18 protein-coding genes are annotated in these 20,182 nt (G+C 44.4%); 12 read left to right on the top strand and 6 right to left on the bottom strand.

All coding sequences use genetic code 11. The features are described from left to right. Positions 1-33: 33 nt before the first annotated feature. Both ACTS60_RS21260 and ACTS60_RS21255 read left to right on the top strand, forming a co-directional pair. Entirely contained in the window at positions 34-723 is a 690-nt protein-coding gene (locus ACTS60_RS21260; RefSeq protein WP_440889875.1) for an SDR family oxidoreductase, read from the top strand. A 150-nt stretch (positions 724-873) separates the two neighbouring features. Next, complete coding sequence (locus tag ACTS60_RS21255) at positions 874-1,080, top strand: hypothetical protein (protein ID WP_143692756.1); 207 nt, start codon at positions 874-876, stop codon at positions 1,078-1,080. 65 nt (positions 1,081-1,145) lie between these two features. Here ACTS60_RS21255 and ACTS60_RS21250 read toward each other — a convergent pair whose 3' ends face one another. The 3 genes from ACTS60_RS21250 to ACTS60_RS21240 all read right to left on the bottom strand — a co-directional run bounded on the left by ACTS60_RS21250 (position 1,146) and on the right by ACTS60_RS21240 (position 5,920). Next, positions 1,146-3,110 carry a DNA topoisomerase III gene (locus ACTS60_RS21250; protein WP_440889874.1) on the bottom strand — a complete coding sequence of 655 codons (1,965 nt, stop codon included), beginning with the start codon at positions 3,108-3,110 and terminating at the stop codon, positions 1,146-1,148. A gap of 99 nt (positions 3,111-3,209) precedes the next feature. After that, positions 3,210-3,758 carry an NAD(P)H nitroreductase gene (locus ACTS60_RS21245; protein WP_440889873.1) on the bottom strand — a complete coding sequence of 183 codons (549 nt, stop codon included), beginning with the start codon at positions 3,756-3,758 and terminating at the stop codon, positions 3,210-3,212. A 149-nt stretch (positions 3,759-3,907) separates the two neighbouring features. After that, a complete protein-coding gene (locus ACTS60_RS21240) occupies positions 3,908-5,920 on the bottom strand; it encodes an FAD-dependent oxidoreductase (protein WP_440889872.1) in 2,013 nt (670 codons plus the stop codon). A gap of 226 nt (positions 5,921-6,146) precedes the next feature. Between ACTS60_RS21240 and sppA the strand changes: the two genes are divergently transcribed. Further along, entirely contained in the window at positions 6,147-7,997 is a 1,851-nt protein-coding gene (gene sppA / locus ACTS60_RS21235) for a signal peptide peptidase SppA (RefSeq protein ID WP_440889871.1), read from the top strand. Between the two features lie 114 nt (positions 7,998-8,111). Continuing rightward, positions 8,112-9,128 carry an asparaginase gene (ansA, locus tag ACTS60_RS21230; RefSeq protein WP_440889870.1) on the top strand — a complete coding sequence of 339 codons (1,017 nt, stop codon included), beginning with the start codon at positions 8,112-8,114 and terminating at the stop codon, positions 9,126-9,128. A 53-nt stretch (positions 9,129-9,181) separates the two neighbouring features. Here the strand turns inward: ansA and ACTS60_RS21225 are convergent, their stop codons facing one another. After that, positions 9,182-9,466 carry a YeaC family protein gene (locus tag ACTS60_RS21225; RefSeq protein ID WP_440890152.1) on the bottom strand — a complete coding sequence of 95 codons (285 nt, stop codon included), beginning with the start codon at positions 9,464-9,466 and terminating at the stop codon, positions 9,182-9,184. 101 nt (positions 9,467-9,567) lie between these two features. Between ACTS60_RS21225 and ACTS60_RS21220 the strand changes: the two genes are divergently transcribed. Continuing rightward, complete coding sequence (locus ACTS60_RS21220; protein ID WP_440890151.1) at positions 9,568-10,392, top strand: DUF2989 domain-containing protein; 825 nt, start codon at positions 9,568-9,570, stop codon at positions 10,390-10,392. Positions 10,393-10,525: 133 nt separating this feature from the next. On the opposite strand, the gene msrB is transcribed toward ACTS60_RS21220, so the two are convergent. After that, complete coding sequence (msrB, locus tag ACTS60_RS21215) at positions 10,526-10,942, bottom strand: peptide-methionine (R)-S-oxide reductase MsrB (RefSeq protein WP_440889869.1); 417 nt, start codon at positions 10,940-10,942, stop codon at positions 10,526-10,528. A 328-nt stretch (positions 10,943-11,270) separates the two neighbouring features. Here msrB and gap point away from each other — a divergent pair, with 328 nt between their 5' ends. The 3 genes from gap to ACTS60_RS21200 all read left to right on the top strand — a co-directional run bounded on the left by gap (position 11,271) and on the right by ACTS60_RS21200 (position 13,767). Then, entirely contained in the window at positions 11,271-12,266 is a 996-nt protein-coding gene (gene gap / locus ACTS60_RS21210; protein ID WP_010449472.1) for a type I glyceraldehyde-3-phosphate dehydrogenase, read from the top strand. 157 nt (positions 12,267-12,423) lie between these two features. Continuing rightward, on the top strand, positions 12,424-13,308 hold the full coding sequence (locus tag ACTS60_RS21205) for a D-hexose-6-phosphate mutarotase (RefSeq protein ID WP_440889868.1): 885 nt from the start codon (positions 12,424-12,426) through the stop codon (positions 13,306-13,308). A 111-nt stretch (positions 13,309-13,419) separates the two neighbouring features. Continuing rightward, the gene (locus ACTS60_RS21200; RefSeq protein WP_440889867.1) at positions 13,420-13,767 is read left to right on the top strand and encodes a spore gernimation protein; all 348 of its coding nucleotides are present in this window, start codon (positions 13,420-13,422) and stop codon (positions 13,765-13,767) included. 11 nt (positions 13,768-13,778) lie between these two features. Here the strand turns inward: ACTS60_RS21200 and ACTS60_RS21195 are convergent, their stop codons facing one another. After that, positions 13,779-14,747 carry a nucleoside hydrolase gene (locus ACTS60_RS21195; RefSeq protein WP_440889866.1) on the bottom strand — a complete coding sequence of 323 codons (969 nt, stop codon included), beginning with the start codon at positions 14,745-14,747 and terminating at the stop codon, positions 13,779-13,781. Between the two features lie 325 nt (positions 14,748-15,072). On the opposite strand from ACTS60_RS21195, the gene ACTS60_RS21190 reads away from it, so the two are divergent. The 4 genes from ACTS60_RS21190 to ACTS60_RS21175 all read left to right on the top strand — a co-directional run bounded on the left by ACTS60_RS21190 (position 15,073) and on the right by ACTS60_RS21175 (position 19,634). Beyond that, a complete protein-coding gene (locus tag ACTS60_RS21190; protein ID WP_440889865.1) occupies positions 15,073-17,109 on the top strand; it encodes a methyl-accepting chemotaxis protein in 2,037 nt (678 codons plus the stop codon). Between the two features lie 115 nt (positions 17,110-17,224). Next, on the top strand, positions 17,225-18,067 hold the full coding sequence (gene rlmA, locus ACTS60_RS21185) for a 23S rRNA (guanine(745)-N(1))-methyltransferase (protein WP_440889864.1): 843 nt from the start codon (positions 17,225-17,227) through the stop codon (positions 18,065-18,067). A gap of 84 nt (positions 18,068-18,151) precedes the next feature. Beyond that, complete coding sequence (locus ACTS60_RS21180) at positions 18,152-19,099, top strand: ChaN family lipoprotein (RefSeq protein ID WP_440889863.1); 948 nt, start codon at positions 18,152-18,154, stop codon at positions 19,097-19,099. 175 nt (positions 19,100-19,274) lie between these two features. Further along, positions 19,275-19,634 (top strand): hypothetical protein, encoded by a 360-nt coding sequence (locus tag ACTS60_RS21175; protein ID WP_440889862.1) that lies wholly within the window; start codon positions 19,275-19,277, stop codon positions 19,632-19,634. The last annotated feature ends 548 nt before the right edge of the window (positions 19,635-20,182 follow it).

The raw sequence follows: 20,182 nt of genomic DNA, 5'->3' as shown, positions 1-20,182 counted from the left end.
TAACCTCATTGAATCAGACAGATAGGTGTTCCCATGAGTCAGACGGTCTTTATTACAGGGGCAAATCGCGGTATTGGCTTAAGTTTAACTGAGCTGTATTTACAGCAAGGTGCTCAAGTACACGCGACCAGTCGTAACCTAGCAGAGAGCAAAGAGCTACAAGAACTAGCATCAAGCTACGCCACATTAACTTTGCATCAATTGGACGTCACCAATTACCAACAAGTCGCGGAGTTAGCTAGCAAACTACCAGCTATCGACTTATTGATTAATAATGCCGGTTATTATGGGCCGAAAGGCTATGGCTTTGGTAACACTGATATCGAAGAGTGGCGCAAAGTCTTCGAAATAAATACCATTGCGCCATTAAAGCTAGTGGAAACCTTATACCCGCTTCTGCTAAAAAGTGAGTCGAAGAAAATTGCTTGTATATCTTCTAAAGTCGGCAGCATGACAGAAAACACCTCTGGTGGTGGCTATATCTATCGCTCTTCTAAAGCAGCACTCAACTCGGTTGTTAAAAGCCTAAGTAATGACTTAACCGATGAGGGCTTCACTGTACTTGCACTCCACCCAGGTTGGGTACGCACTGCAATGGGCGGACCAAATGCGCTTATCGACACTAAAACATCCGCTGCAGGTTTGGCAAAAGTGATTAAACAAAGTACCCAAGAAAATTCTGGTCAGTTCATTAACTACGACGGTACCCAACTGCCTTGGTGATCCAAACATATCAATAAGTTAGAGTAAGGTGACGAATAAGTTTTGTTTCGTCGCTTTTCTCTCCCTTTATCAATCTCATTACTTAACTTGAATTTTTCCATTTCCTATCCAGACTTAGTGAGAATGTTGAACCCACTAAGGGGAGTAACCATGGCTGCAGATAAAGATCTGGTCAATTTCAGTGAAGATCATGAGCTCAATTACTGTTTAAGAAGTGCAGGTAAACGCCAAACCCAAGCGAACCGAGATACGCTGATCGATTTGGGACGACAAGTTAAACAGGATTTAGGAAAGCGCGTATTAACGCAAGACGATGTACGCGGGGCTATCCACAGCAACAACGATTTGTTTGATTAGAAATGTTCGGTTCGGTAGAAATATAAAGCGGCGCTCATCAGTGCCGCTTTTGTTTATTTGAGTCGTTAGGAAGACTTTCGTTTACCGCTACCCGATTTCGACGCGCTACCTTTAGAGTAACTGCGCTTTTTACGTTTAAATGCAGGGCGCTCAACTTTCGGTAAATGACGTAAAGATTCAGGGATTGGTCCTGACTTCACCTCTCCCATCAACCCGTCAATGCGCTGTTCTAGTGCCTGCATAAAAGGCTGATAAGCTTGGTTTCGCTCTGCCATTCCTTGCAATTGGTGCTCCCAGTGCGCCGTCATATCGGGGTAAGTCGAATCCATTGGTAGCGCATGAATCAAACCTCGCCCCGCTGGTGAGCTCAATATCGATTTGCCCTGACGTGTAAGTAGCTGGCGTTTGAACAGCGTATCCAGAATTCCGGCTCTCGTCGCTTCCGTTCCCAAGCCATCGGTATCACGCAGTATCTTCTTCAGTTCTTTATCAGCCACATATCGAGCAATACCCGTCATAGCTTGCAGCAACGTTGCTTCAGTAAAGTGCTTTGGTGGTTCCGTCCTACGGTCTTTGATTTCGCCCTCACGACAGGTCAGCACGGTTCCTTCTGCTAGTGGCGGAACAGCATCAATACCATCATCTTCTTTATCCGTTTTCCCCATTAAAGCTTTCCAGCCCGGTGATACAAGCTGACGACCTTTGGCGATAAACGTACCACCAGCGATATCAAACACCAGCTTCGCCTCCGCATAAACCGCTGCCGGATAAAACTGCATTAGATATTGGCGTGCAATAAGTTGATATACCTTCATCTCATTGCCAGATAACGCGTTCACATTTGCCTGCTTAGGGGTTGGAATAATCGCATGGTGAGCATCGACTTTTTTGTCGTTCCACGCTTTGGATTTAATCGATAAATCCGCACCTTTCACCGCGCTTTGCAGCTCTTTGGCATTGTTAGCAATCGCTGACGTCACCGAGCCCGCTTGCGAGTAATGTTCCATTGGCAAGTAACGACAATCCGAACGCGGATACGTGATCAGCTTGTGTTTCTCATACAATGCCTGACAGGTGTCCAGTACTTGCTGAGCGCTCATGCCATAACGTTTGGCAGCATCAATCTGCAATGCTGATAGTGAATAAGGAAGTGGCGCAGATTGTTTGGTTTGCTTTTGCTCTGATTCAACGACTTTCGCTGGCTGATTGGCGATGCGGTTGGCTACGTTCTCAACCAACTTTCTGCTTAGAACACGCCCTTCTTCGTCTTGCCAAGGCTTACAAGCTTCACTTGGTTTCCAACGAGCACGAATATCAAACGAACCGTTTTGATCTTGATAAGGGATCAAAGCATGCAAAGTAAAATAGTCTTTGGGTATAAAGTTTTCGATTTCTTCGTCACGACGGACCACCAAACCGAGAACTGGAGTTTGCACGCGCCCCACCGATAGAACGCCCTGATAACCAGCTTTTTGCCCTAACAAAGTGTAAGCACGAGACATATTCATTCCGTAAAGCCAATCAGCACGAGAACGGGCCAGAGCAGACACAGACAGAGGAATGAAATCGCGATTGCTGCGCATCGAGCTCAAGGCTCGCTTTACCGCAGGTAGGTTTAAGTCTGAGATAAGAAGTCGTTGTGTCGCTTCTTTTTTGGTTTTGGCAAGCTTGCAGTAATCCAACACCTCATCCACCAGCAATTGACCTTCTCGGTCTGGGTCTCCTGCGTGGATAACCTCTGTGGCATCTTTGAGGAGTTTACGAATCACCGTTAATTGCTTACTGGCGCTTTTTCTTGGCCTCAATTGCCATTGCTGCGGAACGATTGGCAAATCTGCCATATTCCATTTTTTATAACGCTCGTCATAAGCATCAGGCTCCACCTGCTCTAACAAGTGTCCGATACACCAAGTAACCACATCACCATTACCACAGCGGATAAAGCCTTGGTCTTTCTTTTGAGGATTTGGCAGAGCAGCCGCAATCGCGCGACCTAAGCTTGGTTTTTCAGCAATAAACAGACGAGACATAAGGATTTGGAAATCAAAACAATTAGGACAACATTATCCAATGTCGCCCTAACAAATCAAGAAAAACTGTACAGATAAACAGTAAATATCACGTTCTAGTTAAAGAAACTCGACATAATCAGATAGGTTTCTTTGAGGCACTTTCATAGGAGTACAACCTGGCGTCCCCAAGTATAAGAAGCCAACAATTTGATCATCCCCCTCAAGTTCAAATGCTTGATGAACTTCCGGATGGAACATCCACTTACCTGAACGCCAAAAACCTTGAAATCCCTGTGCGACTGCCGCCATCTGCATTGCTTGGGCAGCGCAACCTGCCGACAAGTACTGCTCAAGTACTGGTACTTTTTCATGCTCTGTTACTTTAGCAATGATCGTGATAACCATCGGAGCACGGAAAGGGGCATTTCTCACTTTCTCAACAACCGCGTCGTCACTATTTTCCGCCTCTGCGGCTTTAACCAGAATGTCAGAAAGTCGCTTAAGACCTTCACCCTGCGCAATTACAAAACGCCAAGGTGTTAGCGCTGCATGATCAGGGGCTCGTAGACCTGCTCGAATGATGTTTTCAAGCGCTTTACCTTCTGGTGCAGGCTCAGACAACTTGGCAATAGAACGACGGTTGAGCAAAAGTTCGAGAGCTTCCATGAGCAAATCCTTATTTGATTAAGTTATTATTTTTACGCTACTCACTTTAGCATAATCCACTTATTCAAATAACACTCTGTTTTATAGGGACTTAGAAACAAAAAAAGCTGCGCACTTGGCGCAGCAAAGTCGTTAAGAAAGAATTAAGTTTACAGTTTGACAGCCAGTTTCACACCTTGACGAATAGCACGAACCGCATCCAGTTCACCAGCGTGGTCTGCACCACCAATAATGTGTAATTTCTCACCCAGTTCATGCCATTTATCTTCGAATGGGCGAACCGACTCTTGTCCTGCGCAAATCACCACTTTGTCGGCTTCTAACAACTGCTGTTTACCATTCACATGAATGTGCAAGCCTGCATCATCAATTTTGTCGTACGATACGCCACCAAACAGATGAACGCCGCGCTTCTCTAATGTACGTTTATGAATCCAGCCAGTCGTTTTACCCGGGCCTTTGCCTACACGTCCTTTACGACGTTGGAGTACCCACACTTCTTTATCACTCACCGCATCTGGATAAGGATATAAACCACCCGGTTGAGACATCTCTTTATCAATGCCCCACTCGTGCAGCCAGTCATCAAGTGTTTGGCCGACAGGCTCTGTGATCATGGTGGCAACATCCACACCAATACCACCAGCACCAACAATCGCAACTTTCTCGCCAACCGGGGTTTTATCTCGAATCAAGGTTTGGTAGTCGACTACTTTGTCCTGATTATCAATACCATCAATTTTAACTTTACGTGGTTCAACGCCCGATGCCATGACCACTTCATCATATTCAGTAAGCAGGTCGTAATTTGCTTCGGTTTCTAGATGCAGGTTCACACCAGTTTCATCGATGCGGTTTGCAAAGTAACGAATTGTTTCACGAAATTCTTCTTTGCCCGGGATCTGCATCGCTAGACGGAACTGACCACCAATGCGATCGTTCTTCTCAAACAAATCGACTTTATGTCCACGCTCAGCCAATGTCGTCGCACAAGCCAAGCCAGCAGGCCCAGCGCCCACTACTGCAATGTTTTTCTTCTCGAATGCCGGTTCAACTACAATTTCTGTTTCATAACATGCTAGTGGATTCACTAAACAACTTGCGCGCTTACCTTTAAACACGTTATCCAAGCACGCTTGATTACAGCCGATACAAGTATTTATCAACTGAGATTTCTCTTGCTCTGCTTTGGCAACAAAATAAGGATCAGCTAAGAAAGGACGCGCCATCGAGACCATATCTGCTTGCCCAGAAGAGAGAATACGTTCGGCATCATCTGGCGTATTGATTCGGTTACAAGTGATGATTGGTACCGAAACATGAGGCTTCACTTTCTCTGTTACCCAAGTGAACGCGCCGCGAGGCACTTGAGTGGCAATGGTCGGAATACGCGCTTCATGCCAACCAATACCTGTATTAATAATCGTCACCCCTGCTTCTTCTAGTGCTTTGGCTAATTCAATTACGTCCTCGAACGTACTCCCTTGCTCTACAAGATCCAGCATTGATAGACGGAAAATGATAATAAATTCTTCGCCGACGGCTTTGCGTACTGCCTTTACAATTTCGACAGGGAAACGCATACGTTTCTTGTAGCTACCACCCCATTCGTCGTAGCGCATATTGGTACGCTTACATAGAAACTGGTTGATCAAATAACCTTCAGAGCCCATTAACTCAACGCCATCATAACCAGCTAACTGAGCCAGCTCTGCACTATTAGCAAATGCTTCTATGGTGTTTTTAATTTGACGAGGACTCATTTCACTTGGAGCAAACTTAGCGATTGGTGCTTTCATTCCCGATGCGCTTTGTGCAAACGGGTGCATTGCATAGCGGCCAGCATGGAGAATTTGTAGTGCGATTTTGCCACCATGTTTATGTACCGCTTCGGTCACAACCTTGTGGGCTTTGGCGTGCTTGGGCTTACTGAACTCCGCACTCAAAGGGTGTAACCGACCACGTAGATTGGGAGAGAAACCACCCGTTACAATCAAGCCTACACCGCCTTTAGCACGCTCTTCGTAGAACGCGGCAAGCTTTTGAAGCCCTTCCTTGTGTTCTTCTAGACCTGTGTGCATTGATCCCATCAATACGCGGTTTCGTAGTTGTGTAAAACCTAAGTCCAATGGCTTTAACAAATTTGGGTACATGGCAGACATCACTAAACATCCATTTTTATTTTTGTGGTCTGACCACAGTACGCCGCTAAAATCAAAAAATCAAACAGCCGTTTACATTTTTGCAACACGCATCAATCTCACGTTAAACTATGCCAATTGTCGCATTCGCGTGATAAGCTAAAAAAATTGTTATCTTTTGAGATCTTAGAGATAAGAACCCATACTTTGTAAGATGAGGGAAAGACTATCTCGTTATGGAGACAAGATGAAAAAAATCTTCCAATTTATTGGTCTGATATTTAAAGGGATATGGAAAACAATCACCTTTATCAGACTTGCGTTAGTAAACCTGATCTTCTTAGTGATGATTGCCGTCTTCTACTTTGCTTTTACTTACACTGGTGAAGGTCAGCCTGCTATTGAGAAAGAATCTGCTCTGGTCATGAACCTATCTGGTCCTATCGTAGAACAACGCCGTTATGTAAACCCAATGGACTCTTTGGCAGGTTCGGTTCTTGGCAACGAGATCCCTAAAGAGAATGTGCTGTTCGATATTGTCGATACGATTCGTTACGCGAAAGATGACCCGAAAGTTTCCGGTTTGGTGCTCGCACTGCGCGATATGCCAGAAACTAACCTAACTAAACTTCGTTACATTGCAAAAGCACTCAACGAGTTCAAGGCTTCGGGTAAGCCTATTTATGCGGTCGGCGACTTTTATAATCAAAGCCAATATTACCTAGCAAGTTATGCCGACAAGGTTTATCTCGCTCCCGATGGCGGCGTACTCATTAAAGGTTACAGTTCATACTCAATGTACTACAAAACGCTGCTTGAAAAACTAGATGTTTCAACGCATGTGTTCCGCGTAGGTACATACAAATCAGCGATTGAACCATTCATCCGCGACGATATGTCAGATGCAGCAAAAGAATCAGCCACACGCTGGATCACGCAACTTTGGAGCGCTTTTGTAGATGATGTCGCCACTAACCGTAATATCGACGTTAAAGTTCTGAACCCAACAATGGATGAGTTGCTAGCTCAAATGAAATCCGTTGATGGTGATATTGCACAACTGGCGAAAAAGCTTGGCTTAGTCGATGAACTCGCTACCCGTCAAGATATTCGTAAGTTATTCGCTGAACAGTTTGGCAGTGACGGCAAAGACAGCTACAACGCGATAAGTTACTACGACTACCTTGCGACTATGCGTCCTGACCTATCAATGCCAGAAAGTGATGTTGCTGTCGTTGTCGCTAGCGGCACAATTATGGATGGTCAGCAACCTCGTGGCACTATTGGTGGTGACACCGTTGCAAGTTTGCTTCGCCAAGCGCGTAACGATGACAAAGTAAAAGCGGTTGTCCTTCGTGTTAATAGCCCTGGGGGTAGCGCATTTGCTTCTGAAGTCATTCGAAATGAAATAGAAGCACTGAAAGAATCAGGCAAACCTGTTGTTGTATCTATGTCCAGTCTTGCGGCTTCAGGTGGTTACTGGATCTCTATGAGTGCCGATAAAATTGTAGCTCAACCAACAACGCTAACAGGCTCAATTGGTATCTTCAGTGTTATTACGACATTCGAGAAAGGCTTCAACAAAATTGGCATCAGCACCGATGGAGTTGGCACCTCCCCATTCTCTGGCGAAGGTTTTACTACAGGTCTTTCAAAAGGCGCATCGGACGCATTCCAGCTTGGCATCGAGCATGGCTATAAGCGTTTCATTTCTTTAGTCGGTACAAATCGTGATATGTCACTAGAGGAAGTAGATAAAGTGGCGCAAGGTAGAGTGTGGACTGGGCAAGATGCGATGTCATTCGGTTTGGTTGATCAAATGGGTGATTTCGATGATGCCGTTGAACTGGCAGCGCAACTTGCCAACATCACAGACTACGGAATTTACTGGGTGGAAGAGCCGTTATCGCCGACTGAGCAGTTCATTCAAGAGTTCATGAATCAGGTAAAAGTTTCGCTAGGTATCGATGCGATTAGCTTCTTACCGAAAAGTCTTCAGCCTATTGCACAGCAGTTCGAACAAGACGCTAGCATGCTGCAAAGCTTTAATGATCCCAAAGGGCAATACGCATTCTGTTTAACTTGCCAAGTGCAATAGTACTCTAAATCATGGTTCAAAAGGGGCAGCTCTGTGCGAGATGCCCCTTTTTATTAGGTTTCATTTCGCTATAATCCCCGCCACTGTTCCCCTACATGAAAGTTAAAAACAACGATGACTAGAAAACACATCTACATCGCTTACACTGGCGGTACCATCGGTATGCAAAAATCCGATGACCATGGTTACGTGCCAGTAGCTGGTTTTATGGAAAAACAACTCGCGAGTATGCCAGAGTTTCACCGACCAGAGATGCCAGAATACACAATTCACGAGTACGAGCCTCTGATCGATTCGTCTGATATGACTCCAGCAGACTGGCAGCAAATCGCCGACGACATTCGTGATAACTATGAAAAGTACGATGGTTTCGTGATTCTTCACGGTACCGATACTATGGCGTACACAGCATCGGCGCTCTCTTTCATGTTAGAGAACCTTGGTAAGCCAGTTATCGTGACAGGCTCACAAATCCCATTGGCAGAACTACGCTCTGATGGTCAAGCAAACCTGCTTAATGCTCTACACATTGCAGCAAATTACCCAATCAACGAAGTAACGTTATTCTTTAATAACCAGTTGATGCGTGGTAACCGCAGTACCAAATCTCACGCTGATGGCTTTAATGCTTTTACTTCACCAAACCTACCTCCATTACTAGAGGCTGGCATCAATATCCAAATCAGTAACAACATTGCTGTAGGTGCAAAGCCAGAAGGTGATTTCAAAGTACACAACATCACGCCACAACCAATTGGCGTGATCACTATGTACCCTGGCATTTCACACGAAGTGATCCGCAACACGCTACTTCAGCCTGTAAACGCGATGATCTTACTGACGTTTGGCGTAGGCAATGCACCACAAAATCCTGAACTACTTGGCCACTTAAAAGAAGCATCTGAGCGTGGAGTCATCGTCGTGAACCTCACTCAATGTCTAGCGGGCAAAGTAAACATGGGTGGCTATGCAACAGGCTGTGCCCTCGCGGAGTCAGGCGTTATCAGCGGGTTTGATATGACGCCAGAAGCAGCGCTAGCAAAACTGCACTACTTGTTAAGCCAAGATTTGTCTTACGAACAAATTAAAGACAAGATGCAGGAAGTACTAAGAGGCGAAATGAGCCTGTAAACTCACTTCAAATATTAAGCCCAACTTCTCAGTTGGGCTTTTTTGCGCGAATTTCAGTCTAAGTTCGGGTTCACTCGAACAATATCAGACTCTTCTTGGCGAAACTGCTTCTTAAGTTCTTGCTTCGATTTAAAACTTATTTCCCCACCAGCAGCAACCGTCATATGCTGTGCATCAGTATTGTGTTTAGATTGATACAACATCACAGCTTGCATACATGAATCTCGCTGCTCTTGAGAAAGTGGTGTACCCTCAGGCCATCTACCCGTTTCGACCGCATAAACCAAGCGATCATAGACTTCTGGGGTTATCGCGTTTAGTAATTGTTCTGCGTTCATCATGTACCTTTTTATTACATTTTCATCACAGAAAATAACCGGATACTAAACAGAGTCAAGACAACTCAAATAAATTGGTGTAACGGATCACAAGCAAAATGATGAAACGTACAAATTGGCTAGTCGCAACCACCTTTTCTCTATTACTCAGTGGTTGCTTTGAAGGAAACCAGACAACCGAAGAACTGTGTGAAAAGAACCCTGAGCTTCGTTGCGAACAGCTCAATATGAGTGATGGGCAGTGCCGTATTCCGCGCACTAATCTGGTATGGCATCGTTTCGAAGTTATGAAGTCACCAACAGAAGCGAATAAAGTACAAGAATACAAACTGGTTGCTGAATACCGAAAATGTCTAGAACTCGCTTCTCAAATCACCCCTATCGACCAAAGTGCACTTAAGAGGCAACGCTTTAATGCTTTAGTTAATAGCATTGATGAGCTAGACCGTATTGTTGGAGATTTGCAATCGACATCAGATCCATCGACGCTGTACTTTCTTTGGTCTCAAACTGGTGACAACAACGCGAGAAGACGATTCTTACAGATGGAAGGAACAACGGCTTTAGATACCGCCGAATTGCAGTTTGCTTTAGCGACTTTCTACACTACCCGCGATCAAGAAAAGACAATCACTATTCTCGATAAAGCGTTGTCTCTGACACATGACGGTAAAGTAAACCCTGAGATCCTCAAATCTATGGCGAGCCTTCATCAAGGTCTGAATAAAAAAGAGCGAGCTTACATTTGGACGATGGTAGCCAAGCGTTTCGAAGTGCAGGTCGCCTCAGAAAAAAATCTCAAAGTGATGTTTAACTTTCCCGATGCAAGTAAATATGACGCACTTGACGATATAGCGAGTAATGTAGCAAAAGCGATTGATAAAGGCCGATACCAACCAAGGCTGATTCCGGCAAACCTTGAGTAAGCAAAGGCCCGCTAAAGAAAAGTAATACAGAACACCCTCTTTAGGGTGTTCTTGCATTTGGGTAAGCAACTACTCACTTGTTATGAATGAAAAATGAAAGGATGAAACATTCTTACATTATTTAGTGCGACTATTATTCTGATTTGTTGAAAATTAACGACACTGAGTTGACACAATAGCGTTCACCGGTAGATACCGGGCCGTCCTCAAAAACGTGACCTAGATGGCTATCACATGCCGCACAACGTATCTCAGTTCGAACCATTCCGTGACTCAGATCCTTCAAATAACGAATCGCATCGTTATCGATTGGTGCATCAAAGCTAGGCCATCCACAACCGGAATCATACTTGTTGTCAGAGACAAACAGAGGTGCGTGACAGCAGGTACATGCATACACTCCGGTATCTTTGTTATGGAGCAGTTTGCCGCTAAATGGAGGTTCAGTACCTTGCTCACGACAGACATGATATTCCTCTACAGACAACTGCTCACGCCAGTACTCATCGGACTTCGTTACTTTTATTCCATCTTTCTTCACAGCATTCATTTCCTTCTTTCTTATTTTTGGCAATGACTTTTTGAGCAAAAAACTTGCTTCTCGTAACAGTTGTAGCACATACTTTCTCACCAGGACACCATGTGTAATTAATTTGATACGAGTACTTATCTCAAAAGTTATATTACGCCAACTGGAATGTAGAATAACTAGATAAAAGTTTAAAAAACGAGCATTTGCGAAGAATTGTTAAAAAAAGCGTCGCTTTTTTTTGACTTTAAACAAGTTAAGTCCGATTATCTGTTGCAGACGTTTACTGGATTCTGTAATTTTACTACCAGTTATCTTTAATCAGAAATTAAGTTGTGGAGCAACTATAATGACTATCAAAGTAGGTATTAACGGTTTTGGCCGTATCGGTCGTTTCGTATTCCGTGCAGCGCAAGAGCGCAACGACATCGAAGTTGTAGGTATTAACGACCTTATCGACGTAGATTACATGGCATACATGCTTAAGTACGACTCAACTCACGGCCGTTTCAACGGTACTGTTGAAGTTGAAGGCGGTAACCTAATCGTTAACGGTAAAACTGTACGTGTAACTGCAGAGCGTAACCCAGAAGATCTAAAATGGGATGCTATCGACGTTGACGTAGTAGCTGAAGCAACAGGTCTTTTCCTAACTGACGAGACTGCACGTAAGCACATCACTGCTGGTGCTAAGAAAGTTGTTCTAACTGGTCCTTCAAAAGACGCGACTCCAATGATCGTTATGGGTGTTAACCAAGACACTTACGCTGGTCAAGACATCGTTTCTAACGCTTCTTGTACTACTAACTGCCTAGCGCCTATCGCTAAAGTTCTTAACGACAAGTTTGGTATCGTATCTGGTCTTATGACTACAGTTCACGCTACTACAGCAACTCAAAAAACTGTTGACGGTCCTTCTGCGAAAGACTGGCGCGGTGGTCGTGGTGCTTCTCAGAACATCATCCCATCTTCAACTGGTGCTGCTAAAGCTGTAGGCGTTGTTCTTCCAGAACTAAACGGCAAACTAACTGGTATGGCTTTCCGCGTACCAACAGCTAACGTTTCGGTAGTTGACCTAACAGTTAACCTAGAGAAAGGCGCATCTTACGAAGCTATCTGTGCAGCAATGAAAGAAGCTTCTGAAGGCGAACTAAAAGGCGTTCTAGGCTACACTGAAGACCAAGTTGTTTCTCAAGACTTCATCGGCGAAGTTCAAACTTCAGTATTCGATGCTAAAGCTGGTATCGCTCTAACTGAAAACTTCGTTAAAGTTGTATCTTGGTACGACAACGAAATCGGTTACTCAAACAAAGTTCTAGACCTAATCGCTCACATCTCTAAGTAATTAGAAAGTTAGCAATTAGCGAATAACTTCGTTAAAGAAAAGGCGGCTCTAGAGTCGCCTTTTTTGTATCTGGAATTTGAGAGAAGACAGACATAGTTTTACATTTGATGTACGAAGTGTGTCGAGTAATTTCTCCCCCAGCTATAGGAAACAGCACATGGATTTAAAAACTCTCCCTGCCCTAACAGTTCTATCTGATAATGTGACAATCGTAGAAATTGATCAGGTTAAAGTCGTCCGCGTTATTCATGAGAAAGCCACTGCAGGCATCGCACTACACGGCGGTCATGTCGTATCGTTTACACCTGCAGGTCAAGAAGACCTTATCTGGATGAGCGAGAAAGCTATCTTTGATGGTAAAGCGGCACTACGTGGTGGCATCCCTGTTTGTTGGCCTTGGTTTGGCCGCGTTGCAGCGCCAGCACATGGCTTTGCACGCACTGCAGAATGGGAATTAGTTGAACACCGTGAGAACGACAATGGCGTGATCGTTGAACTGGCTCTGTTCCCAACTGAAGAGATTCACGATATCTGGCCACACATGTTCGATGCTCGCCTAGTTGTTGAAATCAGCGACGAGCTAAAAGTGACATTAAAAGTCATGAACATCGATGACGAAGAGTGGACATTCTCAGGTGCGCTACACACTTACCTAAACGTCGGTGACATCAAGCAAGCTCAGACAACAGGTATGGGCCCTGAATACATAGATAGTCTAAAAGCAGGTGAAATCTGCCAAGGTGGCGAAGTTCTTCAGCTAACCGATACTATCGACCGTGTTTACACTCAACCAGAAGCGCAGATTTTGGTTAAAGATCCAGTATTGGGTCGCACACTGAACGTAGAGAACCAAGGTCATAACTCAGCAGTATTGTGGAACCCTTGGGCAGAGGGCGCACAAGGCATGGGTGACATGGCTGACAATGGCTACCAAACCATGATGTGTGTTGAGTCGACAGTTCACGCTCCAAGTATCGAGCAAGGCAAGACGCTTCAGCCTGGCGAGATGCACGAGCTTATCACAGTGATTTCTGCGCAGTAATCCAATTTAAAGGCCGGATCATCCGGCCTTTTTACAATTCCCAAGCACAACACACGAACCACTCATGTAATACTGTGACCAATCAAAACGAATCAAGACAATGGCACAATAATGAAATACCGTATTTATTCAATATCACTCGTTACAAGCTTATTGTTTGGCTGCGCTAGCTCTGAGGTTTTATTACAAGCAGAGAAAAACGTCTCCGATTACAAGCAGTTGTCGCCAACCCGATATCAAGTCTATTGTCCAACCGGAATTTGCCGCTTCCAAGTTTCCGTAAACCAGAAAACGACCGTAACCATTGAAATGTTCTACGATAAGAACAAACCGTTTAAGAAAATTGAAGGGCTAACCTTCGACAATCAAAATCAATATCCGACGTCGAACTCTTTTACTCTTCCCACAGAGCAAGACAACGAATGGATTTCAGTCCAAGTTATCGACTATTACCGATAAGCTCATCTCCGTTATTGCGTGGCATAACGAATAATCGACTCTCTATAAAGCGAAAGTAGCGCATCACTCTTCACTCCGACACCAACATTTTGAGCAGAGAAAGTACTCCACTCATCATGCATATATTTGCGTTGGTCGATTTTCTGAATCGTCATTCCTTCTGCTGGCCCATCAGTGACCACTCTCACTGCACCACTACGTAACGTGAATAATTCAGGTTCAATCACATACGCAATAGCGGAAGGATCATGAACATGACAACCATCCATCCCCACCTTCTCAGAGTAAAACTTCAAGTAATAACGGCTGACATCCCAGATAAACTGCCCTATTTCTCCTGCGTCTTCTCGCAGTTGGTCGAGATATTGCCCTGTAAAGAAGCTCTCTTCTGTCACATCTAAACCGATGATCACTACAGGCCACGAAGCAGTGAATACTTTGTCTGCTGCATGAGGATCATCATGGATATTCGCTTCAGCGTATGGCGTGACATTGCCTCGATGGTCGTTTTCACCAAAAGCCCCTCCCATCACAACCACTTCTTTCACCAAATTTACGATTTCTGGGTCCGCTTCGAGTGCAAGCGCAAGGTTGGTAAGTGGGCCAACCGCCACCAAAGTGATTTCTCCCGGCTCCGCTCTAACGCTATCGATGATGTACTGATAGGCTGGCGTATCAATGGCGCTCACATCCAATGAGCTCGGCGCTTTCACATCACCAAAACCGGCTTCACCGTGAACAACAACCGTGGCCCCAACAGGTGCTTTCACTAAAGGCTTATCGGCCCCTTTAGCAACCAGTGCATTCATACCAAACTTCTGTTTTAGGTAAAGGGCATTCTGAGTCGCATTATCTATCGTCGCATTGCCATAAACCGTCGTGATGCCCATTAGATCTATCTCTGGGTGCGCTTCAGCAAAAAGAATCGCCATCGCATCATCGATACCTGGATCTGTGTCTAGAATGATTTTTTTCGTCATATCGGCTTCTATTAAACGCAAGGAAAGAAGCCACAATACCTAGAAAAAACATGGATTAACGTGACCTAAACCGAAGGTATGAGTTTTCTTTTCCTTATCCTCTAACAAACAAATAGCATGAATCAAAAGGACGACTATCCACAGTGCCGATCATTTGCTCTTTGTGAAATAAACTGAGCAATCAAGCGGTCATTTCCTACCTAAGCTATTGGTTGCTCATTCTTTTGACAAATAACTTAATAAATATCAAAAAAACTCATCATATAAATCGTTAGCATGCCGATACGGAAATTATAAATTTAACCAATATTAGGAAAGACACTACATGCTAGACAATTATCGAAATCAAAGTGTCGGTTTCCAGCTCAAGCTGGTGATCACGCTGTGTCTACTCATCGCATTTTCAAGCATTGCTGCGCTTGTTTATCAAAACGCTTCAAGTGTGTTACTAGAAAGCACTCTGAAAGAACATCAATCTAAAGTTGAATCTATGGCCAAAACCATAGCCGGGCAATTCAATGCTTACTTACATACTGCCGAAGTACTGGAGTCAACCTTTCGAAATGGTTACTTAGCTGGTGTTTATGTCGAAAACTACACTGTTGATTTTATGGGTAAGCAAGTGCCAAACATTACTCAATACAGTGAAAGCCTAATCAATGACACTAAGTTAGTTGATAGCTTTACTCGTGATACCGGCGCTATTGCGACGATCTTCGCCCCTCTTGGAAATGACTTTATTCGCGTATCGACGTCTTTAAAGGACCCGCAAGGAAACCGTGCGGTTGGCACAACACTAGGTTCTGATCATCCCGGCTACCAAAAACTTAGAAGTGGCCAACCATATTACGCTCAGATCAAGTTATATGGCAAACGCTACATCACTTACTATGCGCCACTAAAAGATGCGAATGGTAAGGTAAACGGCATTTCATTTATTGGCCTTCCCGTTGAAAAAGCGACACAAAATCTTTTTGCATCACTACAAACGGTTAGCTGGGGTGACACGGGTTACACCATCCTTGTTGATAATGAAAAAGACAGTCAAGGTCGTTACCTTCTTCATCCAAGCCATGAAGAAACCGATCCACCAATCACTGATGTGGCAGACTACAACGGCAATAAACCTTTCCATCAAATTTTTGAGCAGGACAGTGGTCTGATTCGCTACCCATTTGAGTACCAGGGCAACATTGGTGAGAAATACTTAGTATTTACCGAAGTTCCGGGATGGAACTGGAAGCTACTTGGCGGCACCTTTATCAACGAGGTAACCAAGGGAAGCCAAGCATTACTAAAGCTGATCATCATTATTTCGGTGATTGTTGGTGCGGCGACCTTCATCGTGTTAACTATCGTGCTGAATCGAACATTGAAGCCGCTCACTGTACTAAATGGCTTCATGGCTCGACTAGCCAAAGGTGAAGTCAGCATCGATATCCCTGCGACGGGTCAGCCGTCAAACAACGAAATCATCAATTTGAACAATGGTGTAGCCAATATGGCAAACCAGCTCGATGATCTAGTTGGGGAAATTCGTACCACCAGCGATCAAGTAGAAACTAACTCAACCAGTGTTGTTGACGATGCCAATCGCAACCTAACTCAATCAGATCTTCAACAAGAGCAGGTTGAGCAAGTTGTCACGGCCATTGAGGAAATGGCATCCTCAGCTCAGTCTGTGGCACAACAAGTAGAGCAGATTGCAGAAAATGTTCGCTCGGCAAATACGGACAGTCAGTCAGGTCTTGCCGTAGTCGAAGGGGTCTGCATCGATGTAGCGCACCTGAATGACCAACTTGATCAATCGGCAGCAGCCATCGAACAAGTAAACAATGACAGTGAAAGCATTCAAACCGTTACCAAGATGATCGATGAAATTGCAGAGCAAACCAACCTGCTCGCGCTCAACGCAGCAATTGAAGCCGCGCGTGCAGGCGAACAAGGTCGTGGTTTCGCCGTAGTGGCAGATGAAGTTCGCACCCTTGCCCACCGTACGCAGACTTCTGTTAAAGACGTGGTTGAGATCATTGAAAAGCTTAAAGGCTCGACCAGTAACGCTGTTTCTATGATGAACGAAAGCCAGCAAAATGCGAATAAAGTACTCGATAAAGCGCAAGAAGCTGGTACAGCACTTGAAGCGATTGCAGGACAAGTTCAATCCATCGCCTCTCAAGCCGATGCCATTGCGGCGACCTCAGAAGAACAGGCTCAAGTATCACAAGAAATCGCTGCGAACGCCCATTCGATCAGTGAGCTTAACCGCGAAAGCCGTGATACGAGTGCGAAAACATCTCAAAGCGCAACAGAATTGCAGCAGCAAGCTCAGAGCTTGAAGCAGCAAGTCGATTTCTTCCACTAAGCAATAATCAATTGCTACCGTTCAAAAGAGCCGATGTTTTCGGCTCTTTTTTCTTTCGCTTGCCGAATCCCTTTTTGATAGAATCAGCCGCCCTACTACCTGTCCAGAGATCGTCATGAACTATCAATGCCCTCTATGTCATCAACCTCTTACGCTCACAGCAAAGACGTTTAAATGTGAGAACAACCATCAATTTGATCTAGCCAAAGAAGGCTACGTGAATCTGATGCCTGCTCATCATAAACGCTCAAAAGATCCTGGTGACAACAAAGAGATGATGCAAGCACGTCGTCGCTTTTTAGAAGGCAATCATTACGATCCAATGCGCCAAGAAATCGCTCGCTTATGTGCAAAATACACTGAAGGCACTAACCACCAATTGTTGGACATTGGTTGTGGTGAAGGCTACTACACTGACCAAGTCCAGCAATCTCTGCAAGCGCAAGATGAACAGGCGGGTGTTTATGGTCTAGACATCTCAAAGATAGCCATTCGCTACGCATCTAAGCGTTACCCAAACTGTGATTTCAGCGTGGCATCCAGCCACCGTCTACCATTTGCGGAGCAATCTCTCGATGCGATTTTACGTATCTATGCACCATGTAAAGCAGAAGAGTTGCAACGTGTTATAAAAGACAATGGCGTAGTAATTACCGTAACACCTGCTGGTCGCCACCTATACCAGTTCCGCGAGCGCATTTACCAAGAAGTTCTCTTACACAATGAAGAGCCAGAGAACATTGACGGCTTTGAATTAGAACATCAACAAAAGCTCAACTACACCATGGACTTAGAAAATGGTGTAGCGTTCGATCTGCTACAAATGACGCCATTTGCATGGAAAGCCAACGATGAACTTCGCGAAGAGTTAAAGTCATCTACACTTTTCCAATGTGAGGCTGACTTTATGCTACGTGTTTACCGTAAGAAAGCAGCTCAATCTAGCAGTGAAGAATAGCACGTAACGCAAATTATTCTCATTAGCATTGATTCATCTGCCAGCCTCCATTAATATCATTCGGACATTTTTGGAGGCTTTTTAATGCGCTTTACTACATTAAGTCTGATTTTTGCAGGCTTGCTTACTGGCTGTGTGTCTAACACACCGACCACCCCCAACGTTACTGTAAGTGACGTAACCAGTTTCTATGACTACCAACTGTATGATCCTTCAGGCGAGCCAATTGCCATTAATCAGTTAACCTCAGAGCTACAGCAAGCAGATGTAATTCTAATTGGAGAGTGGCATACGCATGCAGGTATTCACCGATTTCAGACTGAAATGCTAAAACAGCTGTCTTCAACTAACCGCCCTGTCGTCCTCTCCATGGAACAAGTAACTCGTGATAAACAAGCAATCTTGGACTCTTATCTCAAAGGCGAAATTGGCGAACAGTACTTTATGAAACAAAGTAATGCCTGGCCAAATTACGAGAGCGATTACCGTCCATTGATAGAATTTGCTAAGCAAATGGACATTCCAGTGATTGCGGCAAATGCACCGAAGGACATTGTCCGTTGTATTGGTCGTCAAGGTGTCGACTACATAGATAAGCTCGATAGTGATGAACGTAGCTTTGTTGCTGATGAAGTCAACACGGCAAACAGCCCGTACAAAGAAAAGTTCATGGCATCCATGCACCATGGCAAGCCAGAGCAGACCGAGAAGCAATATGCAGCTCAGGTTACATGGGATGAAACCATGGCAGAATCCATCGTAAAATACCTAGAGAAAACGCCTGGCTCACAGATCATTCACATTGCTGGGAAGTTTCACACTGAAGGTGGTTTAGGTACGGCAGCTTCTATTTTGAACCGTCACCCAAATTTAAACGTCGTGGTGGTCACTCCGACTGATGATATTTCCAATGAAAGTTCTGACTACCAACTTAATGTTATTGCTCCTCCTGCGCGCTACGTACAAGACGTTAATCGCATGGCTGCATACAAACACCTCACAAAGCGCAATAACGACCTTCAATGTAAGTAACAACAATTAAATTTCGGTCTAGTTTTTGCTTTAACCTAACGATGTATGGTTAGGCGGCAAAAGCAGACCGATTTTTTTGTCTGAATGATTCAAGATATGACATCTGCCGTCGATATAAAGTTAATGCTTTTTACCTCAGTCAGTAATTGAGTGTCGATGTTCCAAGGAGTATCAAATGAATCCAGTAGGAAGCAATTCAGTCAATACCTACTCTGCTCAACAAGCCAAGGGGCAAACCATTCCTACCACGGAGGGACACCCAGCGTCCGCACCTTTACAAGTTGAGCAAAACAAAGTGACCTTGTCGGCAGAAGGTAAAGCCCTACTTGCTGCGTTGCAAGATATTGACAAAAATGGCCACGAAGTAGCTATCGAAAATAAAACGGTGGGTGAAAAAGTAGAATCGTTTGCCCATGGCGCGCTAGGCATGGATCATCCTGACAAAATTAAAGAAGAGGAAGACGACTCATACTCTGCAGGGCAATATCTATCTGCAGCGCTGACGGTCGGGGGCATTATTCTTGCCTTAGTTTAACCTTTACGCCGATTAGTTTTCGTAACGATAACTTATCTCATTTGAATGCATTTTCCACTCCAGTCCATAATAGTACCGTTATATCATTGGACTATGGTGGTTGATAAAGCTGTCTATATTTAACGCTGCATCCCCCTCACTTAACAAGTCCTAAACGGCACTCCCCACCAATCTCATTTCAAAAGAAATCGTGTATTTGTGCCTAACTGCATTATTAAGACCGTTTTTGTATTTCATCACCTATTTTGAAGGCGCAACTTCTGTTACTAATTCTAATACCAGTTCCGTTAATTAGATGTTCAAAAAATTGCGCCGGTAAAATCACTTAAAACAAGGCAAAGATTGCAGCTAGCTAGTTACTCTACCTACAAAATCTTTAACACCGTTATAAGTGATTTTAACCAGCAAGAATGAACAGCAATTTTCTACGGTTGGTATAAGTGATGAAAGCAAGAGATAGAGCTCAAACAAGTGAATACTTGCTGTACTCCTTATCGAGCTTTATCAAATCATGGCCCTAAGTACTGCCTGAAAGGTTTTAACTTTAG

Origin of the sequence: Vibrio sp. WZ-1 (assembly GCF_052037695.1) — a bacterium.
GTDB lineage: Bacteria > Pseudomonadota > Gammaproteobacteria > Enterobacterales > Vibrionaceae > Vibrio.
This window is presented reverse-complemented; position numbering and strand designations above follow the sequence as displayed.